The sequence below is a fragment of the Acetobacterium sp. genome (assembly GCF_041752335.1).
In the GTDB taxonomy this organism is placed as follows: domain Bacteria; phylum Bacillota; class Clostridia; order Eubacteriales; family Eubacteriaceae; genus Acetobacterium.
The window spans coordinates 1-19,239 of record NZ_JBGSHG010000063.1 but is presented as its reverse complement, the minus strand read 5'-3'; the positions used below and the strand labels follow the sequence as shown (position 1 = coordinate 19,239).

Genomic DNA, 19,239 nt, shown 5'->3' with positions numbered 1-19,239 from the left:
GTTTTCTGCATTTTAGTCATGACAGATGGTTTCGTATGCTGTGGCATCCATGAGCGCATCCAGTTCCGCCGGATCGTCCATTTCAACACAGATCATCCAGTTTTCAAAGGCATCAGTATTGAGCAGTTCTGGCTCATCAACCAGGGCTTCATTTATTTTAACAACCGTTCCGGATACTGGCAAATAAATATCAGATGCGGCTTTTACCGATTCCACCACGCCAAAGGTCTCCTCTTTGCCAATTGCATCACCAATCTCCGGCAATTCGACAAAGACAATATCGCCCAGGGAATGCTGGGCATAATCGGTTATCCCGATGGTGGCCAGATTGCCTTCAACTTTTACCCACTCGTGATCTTTTGAATACTTCAAACCTTCAACAATTTTCATCTTCATTTCCTCCACTATTTTTTATTTTTTTGTAAATTCAATACCCACTCCGAAATTTTATAAACAAAAAAACAGAAGGCTTACGCCTTCTGCTCTGTTATTGACCTGAGAGTTTCGTTCCTTTAGGAAGTTGCCCCTTCGGTGCTACGCTTTCCAGAGTTATGTCCGGTTACGGTCCCCTTTACCTGAGATCATCACCGATATTAGCTAAATATCGGCTTTATCCTTCGGTGCTGCACTTATGCAGACTCTCCCGTAGCCATCATCCATTCGCAACTATTTAATTGTGTTGAGTTCTTCCTATTTGTTTGAATATTTCGTATCGATATTTCTTTATGCTTTATGTGAGTATAACCCTTTCCAGGGGGGATTGTCAACCACCTTTATCGATTACTTACATAGCATGCTTACCTTAAACCGCAACACCGTTTTTAATTTGGCCGTCTCAGTCCGGCGGGGATCGGAAAGATAGATTTCCCGATGGGTTTTATCGGTTCGTAGATAGCCATTTTCATTACAAAATTTCTCCATCTTCTCAAAACTGGCTGGCTCATCATCATAACTGCCCAAATGCAGCATCTGACAGCAGGTACCTTCTTCCAAATCCTCAAGCCGAATGTGATCGAGAAAATCATTGGGCTTTTTCTTTTTGACTTCCGTGATAAAACGCATTGCCAGTTCGTTGGTCAGAAAATCCGGCTGGCGGATCATCATCGTATAAGCATAATTGCTTTTATCTGCACTGGATCTGGTCTTATCGACTAGATCCCAGATCCCTTCCAGAGGGAAAACGGTATAGTCGTAATAGCTGTCAGGGATCGCTTTACTCTTATAGGACATTTTTACTGCATAACTGAAGCTGTACAGCGCCGTAACCGCCTCAGCAAACTCTTCCCCATTGGGATCGCCATTACCATCCAGCATGGCGAAGCGCATCAGCGGAACTGCCATAATTGTTGGCTGCTTTTTGGGCAGATATAAGCTCTTAAATTGCTTTTTATAATCGACTTTGTCCATCGTTTGCGTCTCCCTTAATTCAATGAAATATAGATATGGATCTCGGCGTTGGCCATATCTTCCCCCGGTTGATATTCCTCAAAATCACTGCCGAATTTCCGGTCAAGTTCCATCCCCCAAAGCTTCATCCAGAAGTCGCCAACGGCCTGCTGGACATCACCATGGACAATAAATTTTGCATAGTTCCCGGCCGCAATGGTTTTTGTCGCAACCGGCTGTGGTTGGGACGCCCCAGCTGCCACTTCACAGCCAACCATAACCTCATAGTCATCGGCCACACCATTTTCATAATCGCTGTAAAGACCAATACACTTATCATTTTCTCGGCCAGTCAGGGCTGCTTCAATCCCCTCGCCATAAAAACGCTGCCAGGTCGCCCCAATTTTTTCGCCCATCTGGGGATCGTTATTACTGGTCCGTATTTTCAAACCTGCTATCTGCTTTTCTGTTAGTTGTACCACTTCATAATCCATTTGTATACCTCTTCTCTCTTATCATTTTGTTCTTATTGATAAGATCAGTATACGCCTGTAAACCTGACACCTGATGTCATATTAAAGATACTTTTTTAAACTATTCTCCAGTTTTTGCTTAATCGCCTCCCGCAGCCACTGGGGTTCGACTATCTCGACGGCATCCCCATAAGAAAGGATATAGCCTTCCACCCAGCCATCCCCGGGCAAACTGCTTGTGACCATAAAGGTGCCATCCTGATTTTTTGTGATCGCCGTCGGATCAAATTCATCGTAAACCCGATAAGCCATGGCCGCATCAATTTTCAGAACCAGCCTGATTGGGGCAATGCTTATTTCCGGTGTTTCAAAAACAGTGCCCTCCGGCAGGGTTCGGGCAAAGGAATCTGCTGACAGGCTAAGCTGTCTGATCCGGCTGACCTTGAAAAAACGCAGCGCCTCTTTGGTCAGACAAAATCCGTAGACATACCAGGATTGCCCCTTAAACAAAAGCTTTAGCGGTTCAATACAGCGCCCGGTCTTTTTGCCGGAGGCACTGAAGTAGTCAAACGCGATGCGGTTTTTATTGAGAATCGCGCTTTTTAGATCGTTGAATTTTTCCCGCTCAGAGGCACCGCCACCCCAGTGGGAAAAGTCGACTTCAATCCAGTCGGCATCTTTTTTTTCAAACAGGGTTGCCAGTTTTCTCAGCACCGGATCCAGTTCCGGTCCGTTTAAGGCCTTCATCCCCTGTAGCGATGCCAACAGATTAACCTGTTCCTGCTCAGAAAGCAGCGATTTTTTAATCACATAGTTATCCAACAGCCGGATCCCGCCGCCCTTACCTTTTTCCGCATAGACGGGAATCCCAGCAGCACTTAAGGCTTCCACATCCCGGTAAATGGTCCGCTGGGATACTTCAAAATAATCGGATAATTCCTGGGCGGTGATCTTTTTCTTTTCAATCAGAATATAGACCGTTTCCAGCAATCGATTGATCTGCACCTGTTATCCCCCTTTCTTTAAGTCAATAAAAACCGCTGCCCAATAATCCTTCTCATTAGACAGCGGTTTCGTCAACTTATAATAATCTGCTTCAAATACTTAATAACCATATCGGCAAAGCGATTGATATCCTTGATATAGGCAAAATCCTTGCCGTAGATCAGTTTTTCGGCCATCAGATCCTGTTCTTTGCCGGTGAAAACGCCCAGCACCATAATTCCCAGCTGTCTGGCAAACCGGACTTCCCGGGCTGTATCGGCTATCGCCACCCGCCCCCGGTAGGCTGCGGTTAAATCGTTGACCTGACCTTTTCCCACCTTGATATCATTGGGCCGTCCGTCGCTCAGCACGATCAGAATTTTGTTATCTTCCCGGCGTTTAATCAAATCTTCGCAGGTAGCCTTAATAGCCAAACCATCGCGGTTGTTCCCGGAACAGTAATATTCAAAGATATTATCATTGGCGGAAAGGGGGGATTCATAATCCCGGAAGCGTTTGATCACCGTATAATCCAGAAAACTGGAAAAACCCAACACCCGATTAGGAAGTCCCAGCTGGGTTAATGCCATCGCCAGAATATAGGCCTGGATGGCTACCCGAGACTGATTGCGCCGTTGGGAACCACTGGAATCAATGAGGATATCCACCACAAAACTGCCCTTATTGTTATCAATATTCTTTACGAACACCTTGTTGTTACTGCTGCGGCCAATCCGCCAGAGTTTGCTGGGGATCAGTTGACCCGCATCTGATGGGATAGCGTCGATAATTTCTTCCTGAACCAGGGTTCGGGACATGCTTTCCCTAAGTTTATTGATATTCCTTTTGAACACCTTGTAGTTAGCCCGGAACACGTCCGTATTTTTAACCTGATGTCGCTGCACATATTTCTGTTGAAATTCATTTTTGCAGTCGCTGCGGATTACCCCATCGGTCATATGAATCCGACAATTACCGTGCTCCCCTCTGCAGACCCGATTCTGGAGTTTTTTGACATCACTCGTCTCTAAAAAAGAGTTGCCATAATAATAGGCCACTTTTTCATATATTTTTTCGATGTCTTCTTCCTGAACCCGCAAAACCCGGTTATCATTGGCACTGTTGATATTGGCCATATCGCCCTGGGATTCTCCCAGCAGAGCTTCAGCAATTTCTTCAATGGAGGCTTCAATATCCTGATCTTCAGGATCTTCAAACATTTCTTCCAGCATAAAGTCCGAAAAATCGCCCCGGATATGATTTTTATTGTGTCCGGATTCAGAATCATCACCGGCTTCGCCTTCGACAAACAGAGGGAAATATTTCAAATAGACATCTTCAATGCCACGGAGCAGTTCAATGGTATCTTCGCGCTTTTGCAGTGCCATTAAATCATTGGCAATGTTCCGGGTTTCGGTGTCTACCATCGGAGTTTTTCCGATTTTTTCGAGAATCATGGTGTGGCGCACCTTTTCCAGCAGGTCACTGGTATGCAGTTTATAATAATTGCTGAGGATATCATCGTAGGCATTTTTGCGGATATCATAAACCCCGGGACGTTCGGCAATAATCTTTTCTTCCACCACCACATCGCTGCCCATGGCAATGAGGCTTAATAGAATATCTTTATTAAAACCGGCCCGATGACGGCTGATGACGTATTTTTTGACGCTGGGCCAGTTAATATATTTTCGCCGTCCCCCGGCAGTAACGGCATGATAAAGAGCGACATTTTTTGAAATAAAGCTTTTCTCGCCGCTGTCCATATTTTCGTCATAATCGCCGGAAACAGTCCACATCAAATTGGCAACTCGATTGTCAAATTCAAAGTCTTCGTACATCCATTTGGCATCCTTCAAAGCGTTTCCCTCCCTTCTCTGGATTGTGGGGCTTTAGCGACCGGTAAAAACATCGGCGGCTTCCCAACTTTCGCGGATCCGAGTTTTGATAACATCCAGCACAATTTCCTTTTCGAACTGGTCAAAGGTTTTGCCGATGACGCCCATATCCACGGCCAGCATCGGTTTGAGTCCCCGGCGGATGGTTTTCAGGCTGCCGATAATCCCCCGCAGATCCACCGATTTAGTGGAAATTTCAGAATTTTTTGATTTTTCCTGAAGGTCCAGAAAGATCCCGGCAAACTGCGGCAAAATTTCTTCGTTGGCATCCGGAAAATATTCTTTTAAAATAATCATCAGCGTTTCTTCTTCAATCTGAGGAATATCAATGGTCATAAAACGGGATACCAGGGCTTCATTAAGCTCTTTGGTACCGGCATATTCATAGTTCATCGTGCCAATAAAGCGGGTGGCGTCATGGAGTTTGATTTTTTCATAGCCTGGCACATCGATAACCTTTCGATAATCAAGTGCTGAATGGAGGACTACCAAGGCATCATTCTTAGCCATATTAATTTCGTCAAAAACGCCAAAGCCGCCGTTGATCGCGCACTCATAAACCGATCCCCGGCGCAACCGGACCTCATTATCAATAAAGGTATCGGTACCGATCAGGCTGGAGCTGTCGGTGTTCACATGGAAGGAGGTATTCCACTGAGGACGGTTGAAGAGTTCGCAGATGTTATCTGCGAGGACATTTTTCCCGGTGGCCTTGGGACCAGAGAGCAGAATGTTCTCCCCCTCTAAAATAGCGGTAATGCACATCGACCAGATATCCTTGCCGTAAAAAACAGTTTCAGTACTGGGAACGCGATCCTGAAGACGCTCTTCCAATTTATAAAAGTGTTTGAAATATTTTATATCATCGAGCAGTTTTTCGCTGATTCCCTGTTTTAATAATTCCTGTGTTAATCTCATAAATTTTTTCCTTTCGCTAATGCTTGCACTAATCCTGCAACTGTTTATTTAGAATGATTTGAATATAACACAAAACCCAGCGGAATGGTTAGAAAAAATGCAAAACAACAAAAATTTATCCCTTTTGGAGCCTTTTAGCTTAAATCGCAAAACACCTGTAATTCAATCGCCGTAATTTTTGGCGCCGCCAAAGGAACGACCGCCCTCATTCATAGTACCGCTATTTCTATCTGATGACAAAGGTCTTTTGGTGGTTATCCAAACCTGCATCAGATCGTTTTAATTCGTAATAACTCGTTTTAAGTAAGTCGTTACAATATCTGCAAAATGATTGATGTTACGGGTAAAAACAAAATCCTTGCCATAGATATGCTTTTCTGCATCAAGATCACGTTCATTCCCAGTGAAAACACCCAGCACAGAAACACTCCGATGCCTGGCAATGCGCACTTCTTTTGCCGTATCAGCCAACGCAATTCCACCGCTATATGTTAGTACCCCTCTAAAAGCAGCTGCCCCATTTTTAGGTTGTAAGCGAACATCATTGGGCTTTCCATCACTCAATATGATTAAAATTTTATTTTCTTCGCTACGTCGATAGAGGCTTTCACAGACACTCCGAATTGCTAAGCCATCCCGATTGCTGCCCTCACAATAATACTCAAAAATATCCTCGGTTGCTTTAACGGGTTCATCGTAATCCCGATAACGCTTCATTACGGTAAAATTTAAAAAACTGTTAAAGCCTGTTACCCGGCAAGGAATCCCGGCTTCAATCAAAGCCCTGGCAATAATGTAAGCCTGGATCGCGACAACGGCTTCCCGGCCTTTTTGAGACATGCTGCTATCCAGTAATAAATCAACGACAAAGCCCCCCTTATCGTTGCTGTCAAAGCGTTCAAATAAGCGGGCTGCGGGTACCTTACCAACTCTCCATAGCTTGCGCGGGTTTATCGTTCCCCAATCGCTTGAAACTGGATACCGGGACCGCTCCATTACCAGAGTGCGCAACAAAGCGTCCCGTAACCGCTTTATTGTGCGGATATAAACTCGGGCGTTGTCCTGATATGCCGTGATATTATTTTGTTGATCTCTCAACGCATATTTTTTTTTGGCTTCACTATCGCACTCACTTCTGAGGACCCCCTCCGTAAAATGCAGGCTACAATCTCGATGGACGCCTTTGCAAAGAGTATTTTCCAGTTTCTTTGTCTGATAGGTTTCCAGATATGATCGGCCGCAAAAATATGCAACCTGTTTTTGCAGATTCTCAAGATCAACCTGATTGACAATGACAACATCCGGTTTTTCCGATACTTGCCCGTCTTCGCCTTCAAGATTACTTAGGTCTTTTATCTGAAACATAGCTTCAACCGACTGGTCGATAAATGCTTCAGTATCAATAACATCGATATCGCTGCTTGGTTCATCTAAATATTGGAGCGGTGCTACTGCTTTCAAATTCAACCATTCGATGTAAAGGGCATCAATTGCATTGATGAAAAAATCGGTCGTTTCCGCTTTTGAAATTTCCAGAATTTTATAGCTCATTTGCTGAACGCTTTTTTCTTCATTGCTGCCCGTTTCAGCCAGGATTTTAAGCATTGCGAATTCCACTAAATCTAAAAACTGCTGCGACTTTGGTTTTTCAAGCAAGGTTGATATCTCGCCGCAGGCTTCTTTTTGGATATCGATTACTCCCGGACGCTCTTTTCCCATTTGTCTAATGACCATCGGATTGATCGCCAAAAAAACTAGTTTCTGTAGTTTTTGACGGTCGAAACCCTGGTTGATACGGCTGCCGACATAACGATTTATTTTTTTCCAATCCACAAATTTACGACGACCGCCGGCTGTTATCCCATAATAGAGGGCACTATTTTTTGATAAGTTGATCTTTTCATTTTGTCCCATTGTTGTTGTATAATCACCGCAAATTGTCCACATTAAATTTGCAACCCGATTGTCAAACTCACAATCATCATATTCCCATTGTAACGTCTTATCCATATTGAACCTCTTTTTAAATAATGCTACCCGTATTTTCAATCCCACCCTCGTTTGTCTTTTCTTCAATGGCTGCCAGAATCCGGGTGATCCCGATATTACCATTGGCAACAACCTCATCAATTTGCTCCCGGGTAATCTCGTCGAGATGGAATCCGGCTACCACAGTACAGACGCAATGACAGGTTTCTGATATCTTTTTAGCCAGCGGTATCGCCAGGGCATCATCCTTATGGGACTGAGGCGTGTAACTGCAAAGTCGACCATCATCGCCAATGGCAGTGCAGCCGATATGGGCATCGCCGCCGGTGAGCAAAATCAGCCAGTCATTGCCAACGGGGATGATCTCATAATGAAGCGCCGTTTTTCCGGTGCCCTGAATCAGTTTGATGCGCTCAGTCATGGCCGTCCTCATGGCCCCAGCGGGTAAACAGATTGTGGGGGATCCTCAGCATATCGAAGACCTTGCCGACGCTCTGGTTGATCACATCATCAATGGATTGGGGTTTGTGGTAGAAGCCCGGCATCGGTGGCAGAATAATTCCACCGGCCTCGGTTACCGCGGTCATATTCCGCAGATGAATCAGGGTCAGCGGGGTTTCCCGGACCATCAGAATCAGAGGTTTGCGTTCTTTTAAGGCCACATCGCCGATTCGGACGATCAGGTTGTCGCTGAAGCCGTTGGCAATCCCGGCCAGGGTCTTCATGCTGCAGGGCGCAATCACAGTAGCGTCGATGCCATAAGAACCGCTGGACACAGCGGCGGCCATATCCCAGCTGTCGTAGACCTGGTCGGCCAGTGACAGCACGTAGTCTTCAGTGTAACTGGTTTCCAGGCCAATGGTTTTGCTGCCCCATTCACTTAAGACAAGTGAGACATGGTGTTCAGTCTCTTTTAAGGCTTCCAGCAGCCGGATGCCATAAACAACACCGGATGCGCCGGTAATTCCCACTGCAATTTTCATCAGTTGTTTCTCCGTTTTTCTGTTTTTTCAAAATCGATGCCGGCTTCATTGATGATGACCCCGTAAACTGCTTCGGCGGTTTCTTTGGAAATAATCTCATCGAGTACGTCATCATAAACTTTTTGCGGGGGCCGTTTCATCGGCTCACCCCAGCCGCCGCCGCTGCTGGTGTTCAGGTAAATCCGATCACCTTTAACCGCATGGCGGGGAGCTTCCTTGCTTTCCATGATGATTTCCTCGCCGTCATGAACAAAAACGCTGCGGTTCAGGCTGCCCTGATGACCGCCCCGGAGTCCGTAGGGAGCAAATTTAATGCCATCGCCAAAATTGACTACATCACCCTTTTCAGCGGTGATCTCAAAGGCATATTTCATGCCGCAGCCACCCCGATATTCGCCGGCCCCGGCGGTATCATTATCCATCTCATGATGCAGAGTCAGATGCGGGTATTGTACCTCATTGGACTCGATATTGGGAGCCTTGACCCCGCCGAAATTCGATAAGGTCGCCATATAGGGTTTGCCGTCGTGGCCGGCCATGGCCCCGCCACTGCCCAGCGAACAGAAAGAAAAGCCGACATAGTAGCGATCATTGCGGGGATCGACCCCATAAAAGGAGGGCCCCAGATAACGATGGTAGCCGGCCGATACCCGACCTGACTGGGCCTGATCCAGGGCTTTGAAGATCACACCGATGATCTCACTGGCCGGAGTCAGGGTACACAGCGTCATTGGCGCCGGGAGATTAGGATTGACCAGCGAACCTTCGGGCAGATTGACCTCAATACAGCGGAAGGCACCGCTGTTCCGGGGAATGTCTTTGCCCAGAAACCATAAGGCCGCGATACCAGAAGCGCAGGTGGCGGTCACCACCGAGGTGTTGATAAAGCCTCTGACCTGGGCGTCGGTACCGGTAAAATCGACCAGCATCCGGTCACCGGTGATGGTCACCGCCACGGCGATTTTGACCGGTTCGGTTTGAAAACCGTCATCGTCAATATAATCAACGGCGGTGTAGGTGCCGTCCGGCGTGGCGGCAATGCGCTGACGGGTCAGGGTTTCGGTCTGAATCAACGACTCCGTCACCGCTTTCTTGACGGTGGCCACGGAATAGGTGCCTAACATCTCTTTGATCCGTCGGGCGGCCAGGCGGTTGGAACCGATCTGAGCCAGAAAGTCGCTGGTGAGCATTTCCGGATTTCGGGTATTCAGGCGGATCAGCTCCAGCACGTCGGTAATCATTTCGTTGTTTTTCATCAGTCGGGTCGGTGGAATTCGCAGCCCTTCCTGGAAAATCTCCGTCGCCTTGGGGTTGTAACTGCCGGCGGTGGAACCGCCGATGTCGCCGTGATGAGCCCGGCTGACACAGAAGAACAACAGCTCGTCCTGATAAAATACCGGGGTGATGATACCAATATCCGGTAGATGGTTGCCGCCATCATAAGGATCGTTGATGATAAATACATCACCGTCGGCGATGGCTCCGCCGAATTTCCTCAGCACCGCTTTGACACTGAAAGATCCGGCGGTAGCCAGGATTGGAATGCCGCTAAGTTGGGAGACCAGCTCCCCGGCCTCGTCGCAGATACAGCAGGCAAAATCACAGGCTTCAGCAAAAATCGGGGAATGGGCCGAACGCTCCAGGGCGATCCCCATTTCACTGGTGATGCTGTCGAGCCGGTTCATAATGACGGTGCGGTTAATAATATCGTCAGTTCGCTGATTCATGGGTCGCCTCCTTTCTGAGCGCGAAGATGCCTTCGTCCTCCTGAATACAATAAAAGCCGTTGGGAACAATCAGCGTCGTATAAACAAAATCTATCAGCGCCGGACCGTTAATGCGTTCCGTTAAATCGCCTTCCCGGTAAACCGGAACCGTGATCTCGCCGTGACTGTTAAAGACTTCCCCGGCAACCATTTTAGTTGTCACACCGGTTATTGCTGTTGTCGTGGGGAATAAAATATGCTCCTGATCGCATTCGGAACAGGCCAGATGCAGATCGATAATTTCCCAATCCTTGGCTTCGGCATATTCATAAATGGCTTCATGGGTGTGGTAGAAGGCTCGCTCCACGTCCTGAACACTTTCGGGACTAAATTCGCCCCGGGTCCAGGGTACTGAGATTTCGTGGTGCTGACTGACATAGCGCATTTCCAGCATCAGATCAAAGTGCTGGCGGTTTTTCGCCACCCCCAGCCGTTCCAACTGCGCCGACCCTTCGGTCTTCATGGCCGCAACCATGGTATTTAACCGCTTGGCATCCCAACATCTTTTTTCCATCAGAATACTCTGGTTAATGTCATAACGGCAGGCCGCTCCCAGCATTCCCCAGGAACAAAATACCGGCCCCTGCACCGGAATCAGGGCTTCCGGCATCTGCAGGGATTCCATAATCCTGGCCGCAAACAGGCCAAAGGCGCCACCGGCACTGATGAGACTGTAAATTCGCGGATCATTCCCTTTTTGAGTCGTCACCAGCCGCAGGGCATCGGCCATCATTTCGGCGGTGATGCTGTAGATAATCCGGGCGGCATCGGTGACTGAAAGATTTAAGGGATCGGCCACCTTTTCTTTAATCGCTTTAACCGCCTGATCCAGCGACAGCGGCAGCTTACCACCGAGGAAATTGTCGCCGTTGATCAGTCCCAGCACCAACAGGGCATCGGTAACGGTGGGATTCTCGCCGCCCTGGTTATAGCAGGCCGGGCCGGGAATCGACCCGGCGGAATCCGGACCAATCAGCACCCGTCCGCCGGCTTCCACATGGGCGATACTGCCCCCCCCGGCACCGATGGAGCGGATATCGATCATCGGAATACTCAGCGGATAGCCGTCCAGTTCGGTTTGTGGCACCAATTGATTGACACCGCCGCTGACCACATGGAGGTCAAAGCTGGTTCCACCCATATCTGCCAGGACGGTATGGGTACGGCCCAGGGTTTTACCCAGGGATTCATTACCCACAGCACCCCCGGCAGGCCCGGATAGCAGGGTTTTTACCCCAAAGCTTTCCAGAGCCCCCGAATCGCTGAGGCCGCCGCTATTTTTCATAATATGAACCGGTTTATCCCAGCCGAAAGCAGCCAGCTCCTTTTTGACCTGCTTCAGATAATCGGCCAGCACCGGAGTGCAATAGGCGTTGATCACCGTCGTCGTGGTCCGCTCGTATTCCCGGATGCGGGGCGAAACTTCTGAGGATAGTGACACAAACACATCAGGCAGTTCCGCTCTGATGATCTCCGCCGTCCGCTTTTCATGGTCCGGATTGAGAAATGAAAACAGATAACAAACAGCAATGGCTTTTACGTCCGCTTCCCGACATTTCTGACAGGCGGCTCGAACGGCGGCTTCATTAAGGGCTTTGATCACCACCCCCTGATAGTCCATTCGCTGTTCAATCCCCAGTCGCAGCCGTCGCGGCACCAGCACCATCGGGTTTTCTATCGCCAGATCCCATTGATTAGCCAGCTGGGCCCGGCGAATTTCCAGGGCATCCCGAAATCCTTCCGTGGTAAACAAGGCCGTTTTAACCCCTTTTTTCTCCAGCAGGGCATTCAGGGCCAGGGTGGTCCCCAGAGAAATTTTTTCAGTCTCTTCCAATAGTTTTTCCAGATCGGTTCCCCAAGCCACCGCCAATTCTTTAAGTCCTGCCAGAATGCCCTGGGCTGGGTGTTCATGATTGGTCGGGTTTTTCAGGGCAATCCGCTGTTCGGCCTGATCTCCGACACAGCCCACCGACGTATAATCGGTAAAGGTACCACCGGTGTCAATCGCAATTTTTATCATCTTTGACCTTCTTCTATTTTACGTATTTAAACAATCGCTTGATATCGTGAGTAACATTTTCATCGATGTCGATTTTTGGTGAAAAGCCGCTGAGGGGTTTGGTGGCATCGATGCCCATTTTGGCGGTGAGACCATCGTCACCGGTGGAAGGATCGAGGGTTTCACCCATCATATTTGGGAAGATCATCACTCCCTTGTCGGCCTGAAGCCGGGTGGCCATGGCCCACAGCACTTCCTGTTCGTTGAAAACATCGACGTCCTCGTCCACGACAATCACCATTTTGATATGATGATCCATCCCCAAGGCGGTTAAAATAACCTGTTGCGCTTGGCCTTCGGCGGTTTTCTTCATCGACACATAGCAGTGGAAAATACCGCAGGAGGATAAGGGCGAATGAACGGCCTTGATGTTGGGCAGATTCTGTTTTAAAAACTTGGTGATATCCCCTTCCCGCTGGATCGAGACGATGGTAATGTGTTCACTGCTCATCGCCGGGGTAATGTCGTGGAAAATCGGTTTTTCCCGGTAGCGGATGGCATTGACCTGGAAAACATTTTCGGTGCTGCGGAAGCAGGCGTAATTGGTGTATTCGGCAAAGGGACCTTCCGGTTCTCGGACATTGCAGAGGACTTCCCCTTCCAGCACAATTTCAGCATAGGTGGGTACATTCAGGTCGATGGTGGCACAGGGGGATACTTCCAGAGGCTCGCCAAATAGTCCGCCGATGGCACCATATTTTCCCAGATGATAGGGAACCGAGGCTTGTGAACCCAAAGCAATATTGGGATGGACGCCGATACAGATGGCGGCTTTCATGTTCTCGCCCCGTTCTTCACTCTTTCTGAAAAATTCCCACATCCGCTGGCGGGAATGGAAGGAAATCCCCAACTTGTTTTTACCTTTTAGCTGCAGCCGATGAAAACCCAGCGTTTCAACTCCGGTTTCGGGATCTTTGGCCACCGTCAGACCGGAGGTAATATAGGGGCCGGCATCAATAGGAAAATGGGTAATGATCGGCAGCTTGGTTAAATCGACGTCATCGCCAGTAATCAAATGGGCATTACAGGGCGGGTTTTCGACCACCTTAACCTCATCAAAACGATTCTTGATCCGTTCGGCAAACTCAAATGACAGGTCTTCGGTTTTAACGCCCATGGCTCTGGCAAACCGGTCTTTGGTGCCGAGAATATTGGTCACCACCGGAATATCGCCGCCATCCACCTGATCAAACCACATCACCGGATATTTTCGCTGTTTTTCCAGCTCCATCATCAAAGTGCTGATTTCATATTCCCGCTTAACGGGTTCCTTCACATGACAGATTTCCCCATCTTTATCCAATTGTTCTAAAAACACCCGTAAATCCTGACTCATATTCAAATTCTCCTTAATTGTGATTGAATAAACTACTTGTAAAACTACAAATTGCTTTGGCACCTGTTTTACCAAACAGATACCAAAGCACTTGATTTTTCTTTATTTTTTTTTAGACTTTTATCGTATTATTTTACCATACCTGATTTCATTAAGGCATCATAAACTTTTTTTGTGGCAATGGTCGCTAATGGCCAGGTCACCGCAATCAGAATCAGAGTTTCAATGGCCGCGACGTTGACTGGCAGACCAAGAATGAAAACCAGACCGATCGAGACAATAATGTTCCCAAAAACACAAACCCCCGCCTGAGCGATAATGTGATGCGACCATTTGGTCATGTCATATTTGGCAGCGACGAAAGATACCCAGATCGATGCGATTCCGTTGGCAAAAATAAACGCGACCCATAGCGGCGAATACATCACTGAAATGACCGCTTCTACTTCAGCGGCAATCAGACCGCCGGGCTGTTTGTAAAGCAGGGTCAGGATGGCAGTAAAAAATGCCCAGACCGTTCCATTAATCAGGTACATCCCCATTTTTCCCCAGGGCAGCATGTTATCGATCTGACCGGTAATCTGGCAGGCAATAACAAATACGATCCCCATGACGACAGCACCAATTAAAGATTTGGTGTCCGTTTTAAAAATACTTCTTTTTCCAATTGCTTGTTCGTTTTGCATGTTGTTCTCCTCTGTTTTTTTAATTTACTTTTGTATTTATTATAATTTGAAATTTATTATAATTTCTAATCAGACAATGGTATGCCATTATAGAATGGTTTTTATCAAGACCCCACCAAACCCGATAATCAGGCAGACGATGGTCATCCCTTCCAGGGGACGGAGATTAATTTTATTCTGAAAATTTCGGGATGGGTGGCGGCCATAACCGCGGAGTTCCACCGATAGCGCCGCATCATTGGATATCCGCATGGCCCGGTACATCAACGGTAAAATCGAGGCCGGCAGATTGCGGATTTTTTCAACTACGGTATCACAGGGCACCCCCCGGGCTGACTGACTGTCACAAATGGACTGGTATTCGCCAATCATCACCGGAAAAAAGCGGGCCACCATTGGCACCAGCATCGCATAACGGTAGGGGATATGCCAATAAATCAGCATCTGGGCCATATCCATGGGATCGGTGTGCACGCCAAACTGATAGGCCGACAATGAAACGATGCCGATTCTCAGAAAGGCCAGGATCGAGGTGGCGATAAAGCCGCTGTAAATCTGCAGCATTCCCCAGGAATAAAGCAGCTCTCCGACCCGTCCAAAAATCAGATTGATAATCAATACCTGTGAGCCAATAATCAGCAACAGAATTGACAGCATTTTGAATGATTTCAAGGTCTTTTCCGAGAGCAGTTCACTGACCAGAATCAGCCCCAGTAAAACGCCATTGAGGATCATACTGCGCGAAACCAGGGCGGTCAAAACCAGAAACAGACACCAGGTCAGTTTCAGCCGCGGGTCCAGTTCTTTAAACTTGAACATTAACAATCGCCTCCTTCTATCAGTTCCAGTCGGACTAAGTCGTTTTTATAATCATCCATTGCGGCGGCTGCAAATTCCAGAGCCAGCTGATGATTGTGCATCACCACAATCCGATTGGCAAAGTCTCTGGCCTCTGCCAAATCGTGGGTCACCAACAGGATGGTGACACCCTGACGGCTGAGCCGGGCCAGTTTTTCCATCACCAGTTGACTCTGGGGACCGTTTAAGCCAGAGGTCGGTTCATCGGCAATGATCAACTCCGGGTCACTTATGACCACCGAACCCAGGGCCAGCAATTGACGCTGTCCCCGGCTCAACCGCTGGGGATGCATTTCCTCCAGTCCCTCCAGTCCGATCAGGGCCAGGGTTTCCTGAATTTTTTGCTCCTGCTCGTGCTGACTGAGATTCTTATTGCTGCTATTTTTATTTTTTAAAACATAGCTGATTTCGTCTTTGACCGAACTGCAAAAGATCTGATCATCAGGATTCTGAAACAGAAACCCGATCCGGCGCCGCAGTTCACCGACATTTTTCTTTGTCACCGCGGTCCCGAATAGTTCCACACTGCCGGTACTTGGTTTGACCAGCCCTTCGATGAGCTTGAGCATAGTCGATTTACCTGAACCGTTCTGACCGATGACCGCCGTGAAATCGCCTTTTTTGAGACTGAAGTCCAGGGGCTGGCATCCGGTTATCCCACCTTTATAGCAATGCGACGCACCGCTTAACTTAATCACGTCGGTACTTTCATCAACTATGAACGGTAGGGTTCGTTGGTACTTTTTCTCATTACCATATTTTTTCTGATATTCGGCAACCGGCAAAAAATCTTTCACCGTACCGGCTTCCATTACCAGCACCCGATGGGCGTCTTTTAAAACCGCGCCGGATTTATCCATGACGACCAGGGTCGTGACCTTTTTCTCCCGGTTCAGTCGCCCCAGGTGCCGATACAGTTCCGAACTGGTTTTGGGATCCAGTTCGGCAGTGGGCTGATCCAGCAGCAGGATCGGGGTTTTCATCGCCAGGATACTCCCTAGCACCACCTTCTGGGCCTGCCCACCGGATAAGGCATCCGTCATCCGGTCTGAAAACGCCCAGATCCCGAGAAAGTCCATAATCTCATTGACCCGGTGCGCGATTTCGTCCTGAGTCAGATTAAGATTCGCTGCCCCAAACGCCAGCTCATCGCCAACCCGCCGATTGACCATCTGGTTTTGCGGCTCCTGCATCATATATCCCAGATAGTCGGCCATTTGGCAGAGCGGAATGCTGGACACATCCTGATCAGCGACCTTCACCGTCCCGTCCAGCGCACAGGGATAAAACTTCGGCGCCGCCGAGGTAATAGCGTGAAGCAATACCGATTTCCCCGCAGCCGCGCCGCCGGTAATGGCAATGAACTCGCCCTCATTGATATTCAGTTTGATGTTTTTAAGCGCCGGTTCCTGCTCGTCCGGAAAGGTCAGCGCTTTAATATCCAGTTGGATGATCGGTTTCATGGGATCGCCTCGTGATTCTATAAAAAAAACGGTAAGGTTTCAGCTATCCTAGGGTAATCCTAAGGATAGCCGAAACTTTACCGTCGTTTCATACTATTATAATTTAATGGCAGGTCTCCTGACTCTGGTTTATCTGTTTTTGCGCCTTCCCGTTTCCAGTGACATTTGCAGAAACAAAACCATTACAGTGATGGGTTCGTTCAGGATTCTCACCTGATTCCCTATTCTCCTTTTACAAGGCACCATAAATCTTGTAGATATTTTATTGACTCAATCATAGCGAATTTATTGGCAATTGTCAACAAGTTACAGAATTTTTTCTTGAATCTGAGATAAAGATTGATAATAAAATATCATCTCTCTAGATGCAGTAATTCTCATATATTAAAGGATTCTACTCACACCACCCCTCTTCATAATTCATTTAAATCATAAACCTACACAATTCTTCTTGTAACTTTTATCATATCCTAATTTACAGATCGCTCTCTCACAGGGCTCATTTCCTCGCATTAAAAGAACTTTTCCAGAAAAATATTCTCTGTATTTCTGTTTTTCAATATTAGATCTCCACTCCGATAGTTACCTCAAGTTTCAATACCTAAACTCAAGGTGGTCGTCCATTCAATTATCTGTTTCTGTTCCACACGAAAATGTCAGCAATATTTTTTCGTCAATTCGTTGTATGATTATCTTCATTTTTCTTGTTATGGTAATAACGATGAGGTATAATCTTTTTATTGAGAAACAACGAGGTAACAATATGTTTTCAAGTTTCAATGTAAAATTAAGTGACAAAATTATTAGCAATAGTACTTTTTATTCATCTGGGAAAAATACTACAGATCAAATTAAGGAAAAAACCCATAAGGATTTGGAAAAATACATTTGTACAAATGATGTACTGGACGGTAATTTGATTGAAAGTGATTGGTTTCCAGAAATCAATGCAGATATCTTCTTATCTCACTCGCATGCAGATGAAAAACTTGTTATTTCACTTGCTGGTTGGCTGTACGAAAAATTTGGGCTACATACTTTCATTGATTCCATGGTGTGGGGATATTCTAATAATCTATTGAAGCTTCTTGATGATAAATATTGTTTGAACTCTTCAAAAAACTATAGTTATGAAAAAAGAAATATCTCAACAAGTCACGTCCATATGATGCTTTCAACAGCTCTATCAAAAATGATTGATAAATGTGAATGCGTTTTTTTCGTTAACACACCCAATTCAATCACTGTATCTGAAAACATAGAAAAAAACAATCATACATTATCGCCATGGATATATACAGAAATAGAAACAACGCGAATGATACGACATCGAAAACTGTCTGAATATCGTAATGTCAACAGTATTATTAACGAATCTGCTGCAAATTTCTCTAAAGAACGTGAGGATTTGAAAATACGTTATAACATTCCATTAGAAGATCTAATAGACTTGACAGATGGTGATTTAATTGAATGGCAAAAGCAGCGACAACAGGATATATGCTCAATACCACTGGATAAACTATATGAGATCAAAGATATTTTACACTTTAAGAAAGTATAGGATGAACAATATTGAAGAATATATTTGAAAGTCGTGAGTTTAGTCAATATCAAGTATCGAGCTTGTATGAATCAAAAAGCACAGTAATAGAATCCTATCAATTCTCAAAGGGATGTAGTACTGTGTTTTTATCACACAAGCATGCTGATCTTGATGATTTAAAAGATATTGTTGGTTTCTTAGAGAAAGAATATCCAGTAAAAGTATACATTGATAGTCGTGATACCTCAATGCCACAAATCACTTGTGGCAAAACAGCAGAGAATATAAAAAACAGGATTAGGCAATGTAAAAAATTCATTCTATTGGCAACTAATGGTGCAATCGATTCGAAATGGTGTAACTGGGAATTGGGATTTGGTGACGCTCAAAAATTCCAAGACCATATTGCATTATTTCCAATAAAACCCAAAGACGCCTATGATAGCTCTTACAGAGGAACAGAGCATATGTCAATATATCCATACATACCTTTTATGATGGAACTGAGAAATACTCAAACGGAAATCCAATTAAAAGAGGATATTATGTATGCACAGAAAAAGACGACAGATCTCTAACAATTACTTCGCTTGGCTTGTGGTTCCAAATTTAATTGAAAAGGACGGTTAATAAATGGAAAATAAAACTAAACATTTAGAAATGATCCAATCTGTTATTAGCAGAATGGCTGGTAATTCTTTCACTCTCAAAGGTTGGGCGGTCACATTGATAGCGGGTATTTTTGCACTATCTGAGACTGTAAATAATTTTGTGTCAAGCTAGAAAAACCTTCCAGATTAATGTTAAAATAAATTTAATCTGGGAGGATTTTTATTATGGCGAGACAACGAAAACTAACCAAAGAACGAAAAGAATTAATCAGTCAACTTCTGA

At 46.2% G+C, this 19,239-nt stretch carries 18 protein-coding genes and 2 riboswitches; of the genes, 3 read left to right on the top strand and 15 right to left on the bottom strand.

Annotation, left to right across the window (positions count from 1 at the left end):
• Nucleotides 1-12: 12 nt before the first annotated feature.
• From gcvH to ACEW8F_RS08205, 15 genes are all read right to left on the bottom strand, one after another.
• The gene (gene gcvH / locus ACEW8F_RS08275) at nucleotides 13-390 is read right to left on the bottom strand and encodes a glycine cleavage system protein GcvH (RefSeq protein ID WP_373483002.1); all 378 of its coding nucleotides are present in this window, start codon (nucleotides 388-390) and stop codon (nucleotides 13-15) included.
• A 162-nt stretch (nucleotides 391-552) separates the two neighbouring features.
• Nucleotides 553-656: riboswitch (glycine riboswitch) on the bottom strand.
• A gap of 124 nt (nucleotides 657-780) precedes the next feature.
• Nucleotides 781-1,407 (bottom strand): GyrI-like domain-containing protein, encoded by a 627-nt coding sequence (locus ACEW8F_RS08270; RefSeq protein WP_373483001.1) that lies wholly within the window; start codon nucleotides 1,405-1,407, stop codon nucleotides 781-783.
• Nucleotides 1,408-1,421: 14 nt separating this feature from the next.
• Complete coding sequence (locus ACEW8F_RS08265) at nucleotides 1,422-1,880, bottom strand: GyrI-like domain-containing protein (RefSeq protein WP_373483000.1); 459 nt, start codon at nucleotides 1,878-1,880, stop codon at nucleotides 1,422-1,424.
• Nucleotides 1,881-1,961: 81 nt separating this feature from the next.
• A complete protein-coding gene (locus ACEW8F_RS08260; RefSeq protein WP_373482999.1) occupies nucleotides 1,962-2,864 on the bottom strand; it encodes a helix-turn-helix transcriptional regulator in 903 nt (300 codons plus the stop codon).
• Nucleotides 2,865-2,935: 71 nt separating this feature from the next.
• Complete coding sequence (locus ACEW8F_RS08255) at nucleotides 2,936-4,702, bottom strand: nitric oxide reductase activation-like protein (protein ID WP_373482998.1); 1,767 nt, start codon at nucleotides 4,700-4,702, stop codon at nucleotides 2,936-2,938.
• 33 nt (nucleotides 4,703-4,735) lie between these two features.
• The gene (locus tag ACEW8F_RS08250; RefSeq protein ID WP_373482997.1) at nucleotides 4,736-5,659 is read right to left on the bottom strand and encodes an AAA family ATPase; all 924 of its coding nucleotides are present in this window, start codon (nucleotides 5,657-5,659) and stop codon (nucleotides 4,736-4,738) included.
• Nucleotides 5,660-5,938: 279 nt separating this feature from the next.
• The gene (locus ACEW8F_RS08245; RefSeq protein ID WP_373482996.1) at nucleotides 5,939-7,669 is read right to left on the bottom strand and encodes a hypothetical protein; all 1,731 of its coding nucleotides are present in this window, start codon (nucleotides 7,667-7,669) and stop codon (nucleotides 5,939-5,941) included.
• 13 nt (nucleotides 7,670-7,682) lie between these two features.
• On the bottom strand, nucleotides 7,683-8,069 hold the full coding sequence (locus ACEW8F_RS08240) for a hypothetical protein (RefSeq protein WP_373482995.1): 387 nt from the start codon (nucleotides 8,067-8,069) through the stop codon (nucleotides 7,683-7,685).
• Entirely contained in the window at nucleotides 8,062-8,631 is a 570-nt protein-coding gene (locus ACEW8F_RS08235; protein WP_373482994.1) for a UbiX family flavin prenyltransferase, read from the bottom strand. The genes ACEW8F_RS08240 and ACEW8F_RS08235 overlap by 8 nt, the downstream gene beginning before the upstream one ends.
• A complete protein-coding gene (locus ACEW8F_RS08230; protein ID WP_373482993.1) occupies nucleotides 8,631-10,358 on the bottom strand; it encodes a hydantoinase B/oxoprolinase family protein in 1,728 nt (575 codons plus the stop codon). The genes ACEW8F_RS08235 and ACEW8F_RS08230 overlap by 1 nt, the downstream gene beginning before the upstream one ends.
• Nucleotides 10,342-12,417: a hydantoinase/oxoprolinase family protein gene (locus ACEW8F_RS08225; RefSeq protein ID WP_373482992.1), complete on the bottom strand. Its 2,076-nt coding sequence runs from the start codon at nucleotides 12,415-12,417 to the stop codon at nucleotides 10,342-10,344. Before ACEW8F_RS08225 ends, ACEW8F_RS08230 begins: the two co-directional genes overlap by 17 nt.
• 13 nt (nucleotides 12,418-12,430) lie before the next feature.
• Nucleotides 12,431-13,792, bottom strand: a complete 1,362-nt coding sequence (locus ACEW8F_RS08220; protein WP_373482991.1) for a UbiD family decarboxylase — start codon at nucleotides 13,790-13,792, stop codon at nucleotides 12,431-12,433.
• A 128-nt stretch (nucleotides 13,793-13,920) separates the two neighbouring features.
• A complete protein-coding gene (locus tag ACEW8F_RS08215) occupies nucleotides 13,921-14,478 on the bottom strand; it encodes a hypothetical protein (protein ID WP_373482990.1) in 558 nt (185 codons plus the stop codon).
• A gap of 87 nt (nucleotides 14,479-14,565) precedes the next feature.
• Nucleotides 14,566-15,297, bottom strand: coding sequence for an energy-coupling factor transporter transmembrane protein EcfT (locus tag ACEW8F_RS08210; RefSeq protein ID WP_373482989.1), 732 nt, complete (start codon nucleotides 15,295-15,297; stop codon nucleotides 14,566-14,568).
• Nucleotides 15,297-16,799 (bottom strand): ABC transporter ATP-binding protein, encoded by a 1,503-nt coding sequence (locus ACEW8F_RS08205; protein ID WP_373482988.1) that lies wholly within the window; start codon nucleotides 16,797-16,799, stop codon nucleotides 15,297-15,299. Before ACEW8F_RS08205 ends, ACEW8F_RS08210 begins: the two co-directional genes overlap by 1 nt.
• A 90-nt stretch (nucleotides 16,800-16,889) precedes the next feature.
• A riboswitch (cobalamin riboswitch) is annotated at nucleotides 16,890-17,061 on the bottom strand.
• Between the two features lie 501 nt (nucleotides 17,062-17,562).
• Between ACEW8F_RS08205 and ACEW8F_RS08200 the strand changes: the two genes are divergently transcribed.
• Genes ACEW8F_RS08200 through ACEW8F_RS08190 form a run of 3 tightly spaced genes read left to right on the top strand, consistent with a single transcriptional unit; the run spans nucleotide 17,563 to nucleotide 19,128 of the window.
• Nucleotides 17,563-18,363: a hypothetical protein gene (locus ACEW8F_RS08200; protein WP_373482987.1), complete on the top strand. Its 801-nt coding sequence runs from the start codon at nucleotides 17,563-17,565 to the stop codon at nucleotides 18,361-18,363.
• Between the two features lie 11 nt (nucleotides 18,364-18,374).
• Nucleotides 18,375-18,923 carry a toll/interleukin-1 receptor domain-containing protein gene (locus ACEW8F_RS08195; RefSeq protein ID WP_373482986.1) on the top strand — a complete coding sequence of 183 codons (549 nt, stop codon included), beginning with the start codon at nucleotides 18,375-18,377 and terminating at the stop codon, nucleotides 18,921-18,923.
• A gap of 55 nt (nucleotides 18,924-18,978) precedes the next feature.
• Nucleotides 18,979-19,128: a hypothetical protein gene (locus ACEW8F_RS08190; protein WP_373482985.1), complete on the top strand. Its 150-nt coding sequence runs from the start codon at nucleotides 18,979-18,981 to the stop codon at nucleotides 19,126-19,128.
• Nucleotides 19,129-19,239: the final 111 nt, after the last annotated feature.

What these genes read in the sequence shown, in the direction of transcription:
- gcvH (WP_373483002.1), bottom strand. Translation starts at nt 390, where the DNA reads ATGAAAATTGTTGAAGGTTTGAAGTATTCAAAAGATCACGAGTGGGTA.
- ACEW8F_RS08270 (WP_373483001.1), bottom strand. Translation starts at nt 1,407, where the DNA reads ATGGACAAAGTCGATTATAAAAAGCAATTTAAGAGCTTATATCTGCCC.
- ACEW8F_RS08265 (WP_373483000.1), bottom strand. Translation starts at nt 1,880, where the DNA reads ATGGATTATGAAGTGGTACAACTAACAGAAAAGCAGATAGCAGGTTTG.
- ACEW8F_RS08250 (WP_373482997.1), bottom strand. Translation starts at nt 5,659, where the DNA reads ATGAGATTAACACAGGAATTATTAAAACAGGGAATCAGCGAAAAACTG.
- ACEW8F_RS08245 (WP_373482996.1), bottom strand. Translation starts at nt 7,669, where the DNA reads ATGGATAAGACGTTACAATGGGAATATGATGATTGTGAGTTTGACAAT.
- ACEW8F_RS08240 (WP_373482995.1), bottom strand. Translation starts at nt 8,069, where the DNA reads ATGACTGAGCGCATCAAACTGATTCAGGGCACCGGAAAAACGGCGCTT.
- ACEW8F_RS08235 (WP_373482994.1), bottom strand. Translation starts at nt 8,631, where the DNA reads ATGAAAATTGCAGTGGGAATTACCGGCGCATCCGGTGTTGTTTATGGC.
- ACEW8F_RS08230 (WP_373482993.1), bottom strand. Translation starts at nt 10,358, where the DNA reads ATGAATCAGCGAACTGACGATATTATTAACCGCACCGTCATTATGAAC.
- ACEW8F_RS08225 (WP_373482992.1), bottom strand. Translation starts at nt 12,417, where the DNA reads ATGATAAAAATTGCGATTGACACCGGTGGTACCTTTACCGATTATACG.
- ACEW8F_RS08220 (WP_373482991.1), bottom strand. Translation starts at nt 13,792, where the DNA reads ATGAGTCAGGATTTACGGGTGTTTTTAGAACAATTGGATAAAGATGGG.
- ACEW8F_RS08215 (WP_373482990.1), bottom strand. Translation starts at nt 14,478, where the DNA reads ATGCAAAACGAACAAGCAATTGGAAAAAGAAGTATTTTTAAAACGGAC.
- ACEW8F_RS08210 (WP_373482989.1), bottom strand. Translation starts at nt 15,297, where the DNA reads ATGTTCAAGTTTAAAGAACTGGACCCGCGGCTGAAACTGACCTGGTGT.
- ACEW8F_RS08205 (WP_373482988.1), bottom strand. Translation starts at nt 16,799, where the DNA reads ATGAAACCGATCATCCAACTGGATATTAAAGCGCTGACCTTTCCGGAC.
- ACEW8F_RS08200 (WP_373482987.1), top strand. Translation starts at nt 17,563, where the DNA reads ATGTTTTCAAGTTTCAATGTAAAATTAAGTGACAAAATTATTAGCAAT.
- ACEW8F_RS08190 (WP_373482985.1), top strand. Translation starts at nt 18,979, where the DNA reads ATGGAAAATAAAACTAAACATTTAGAAATGATCCAATCTGTTATTAGC.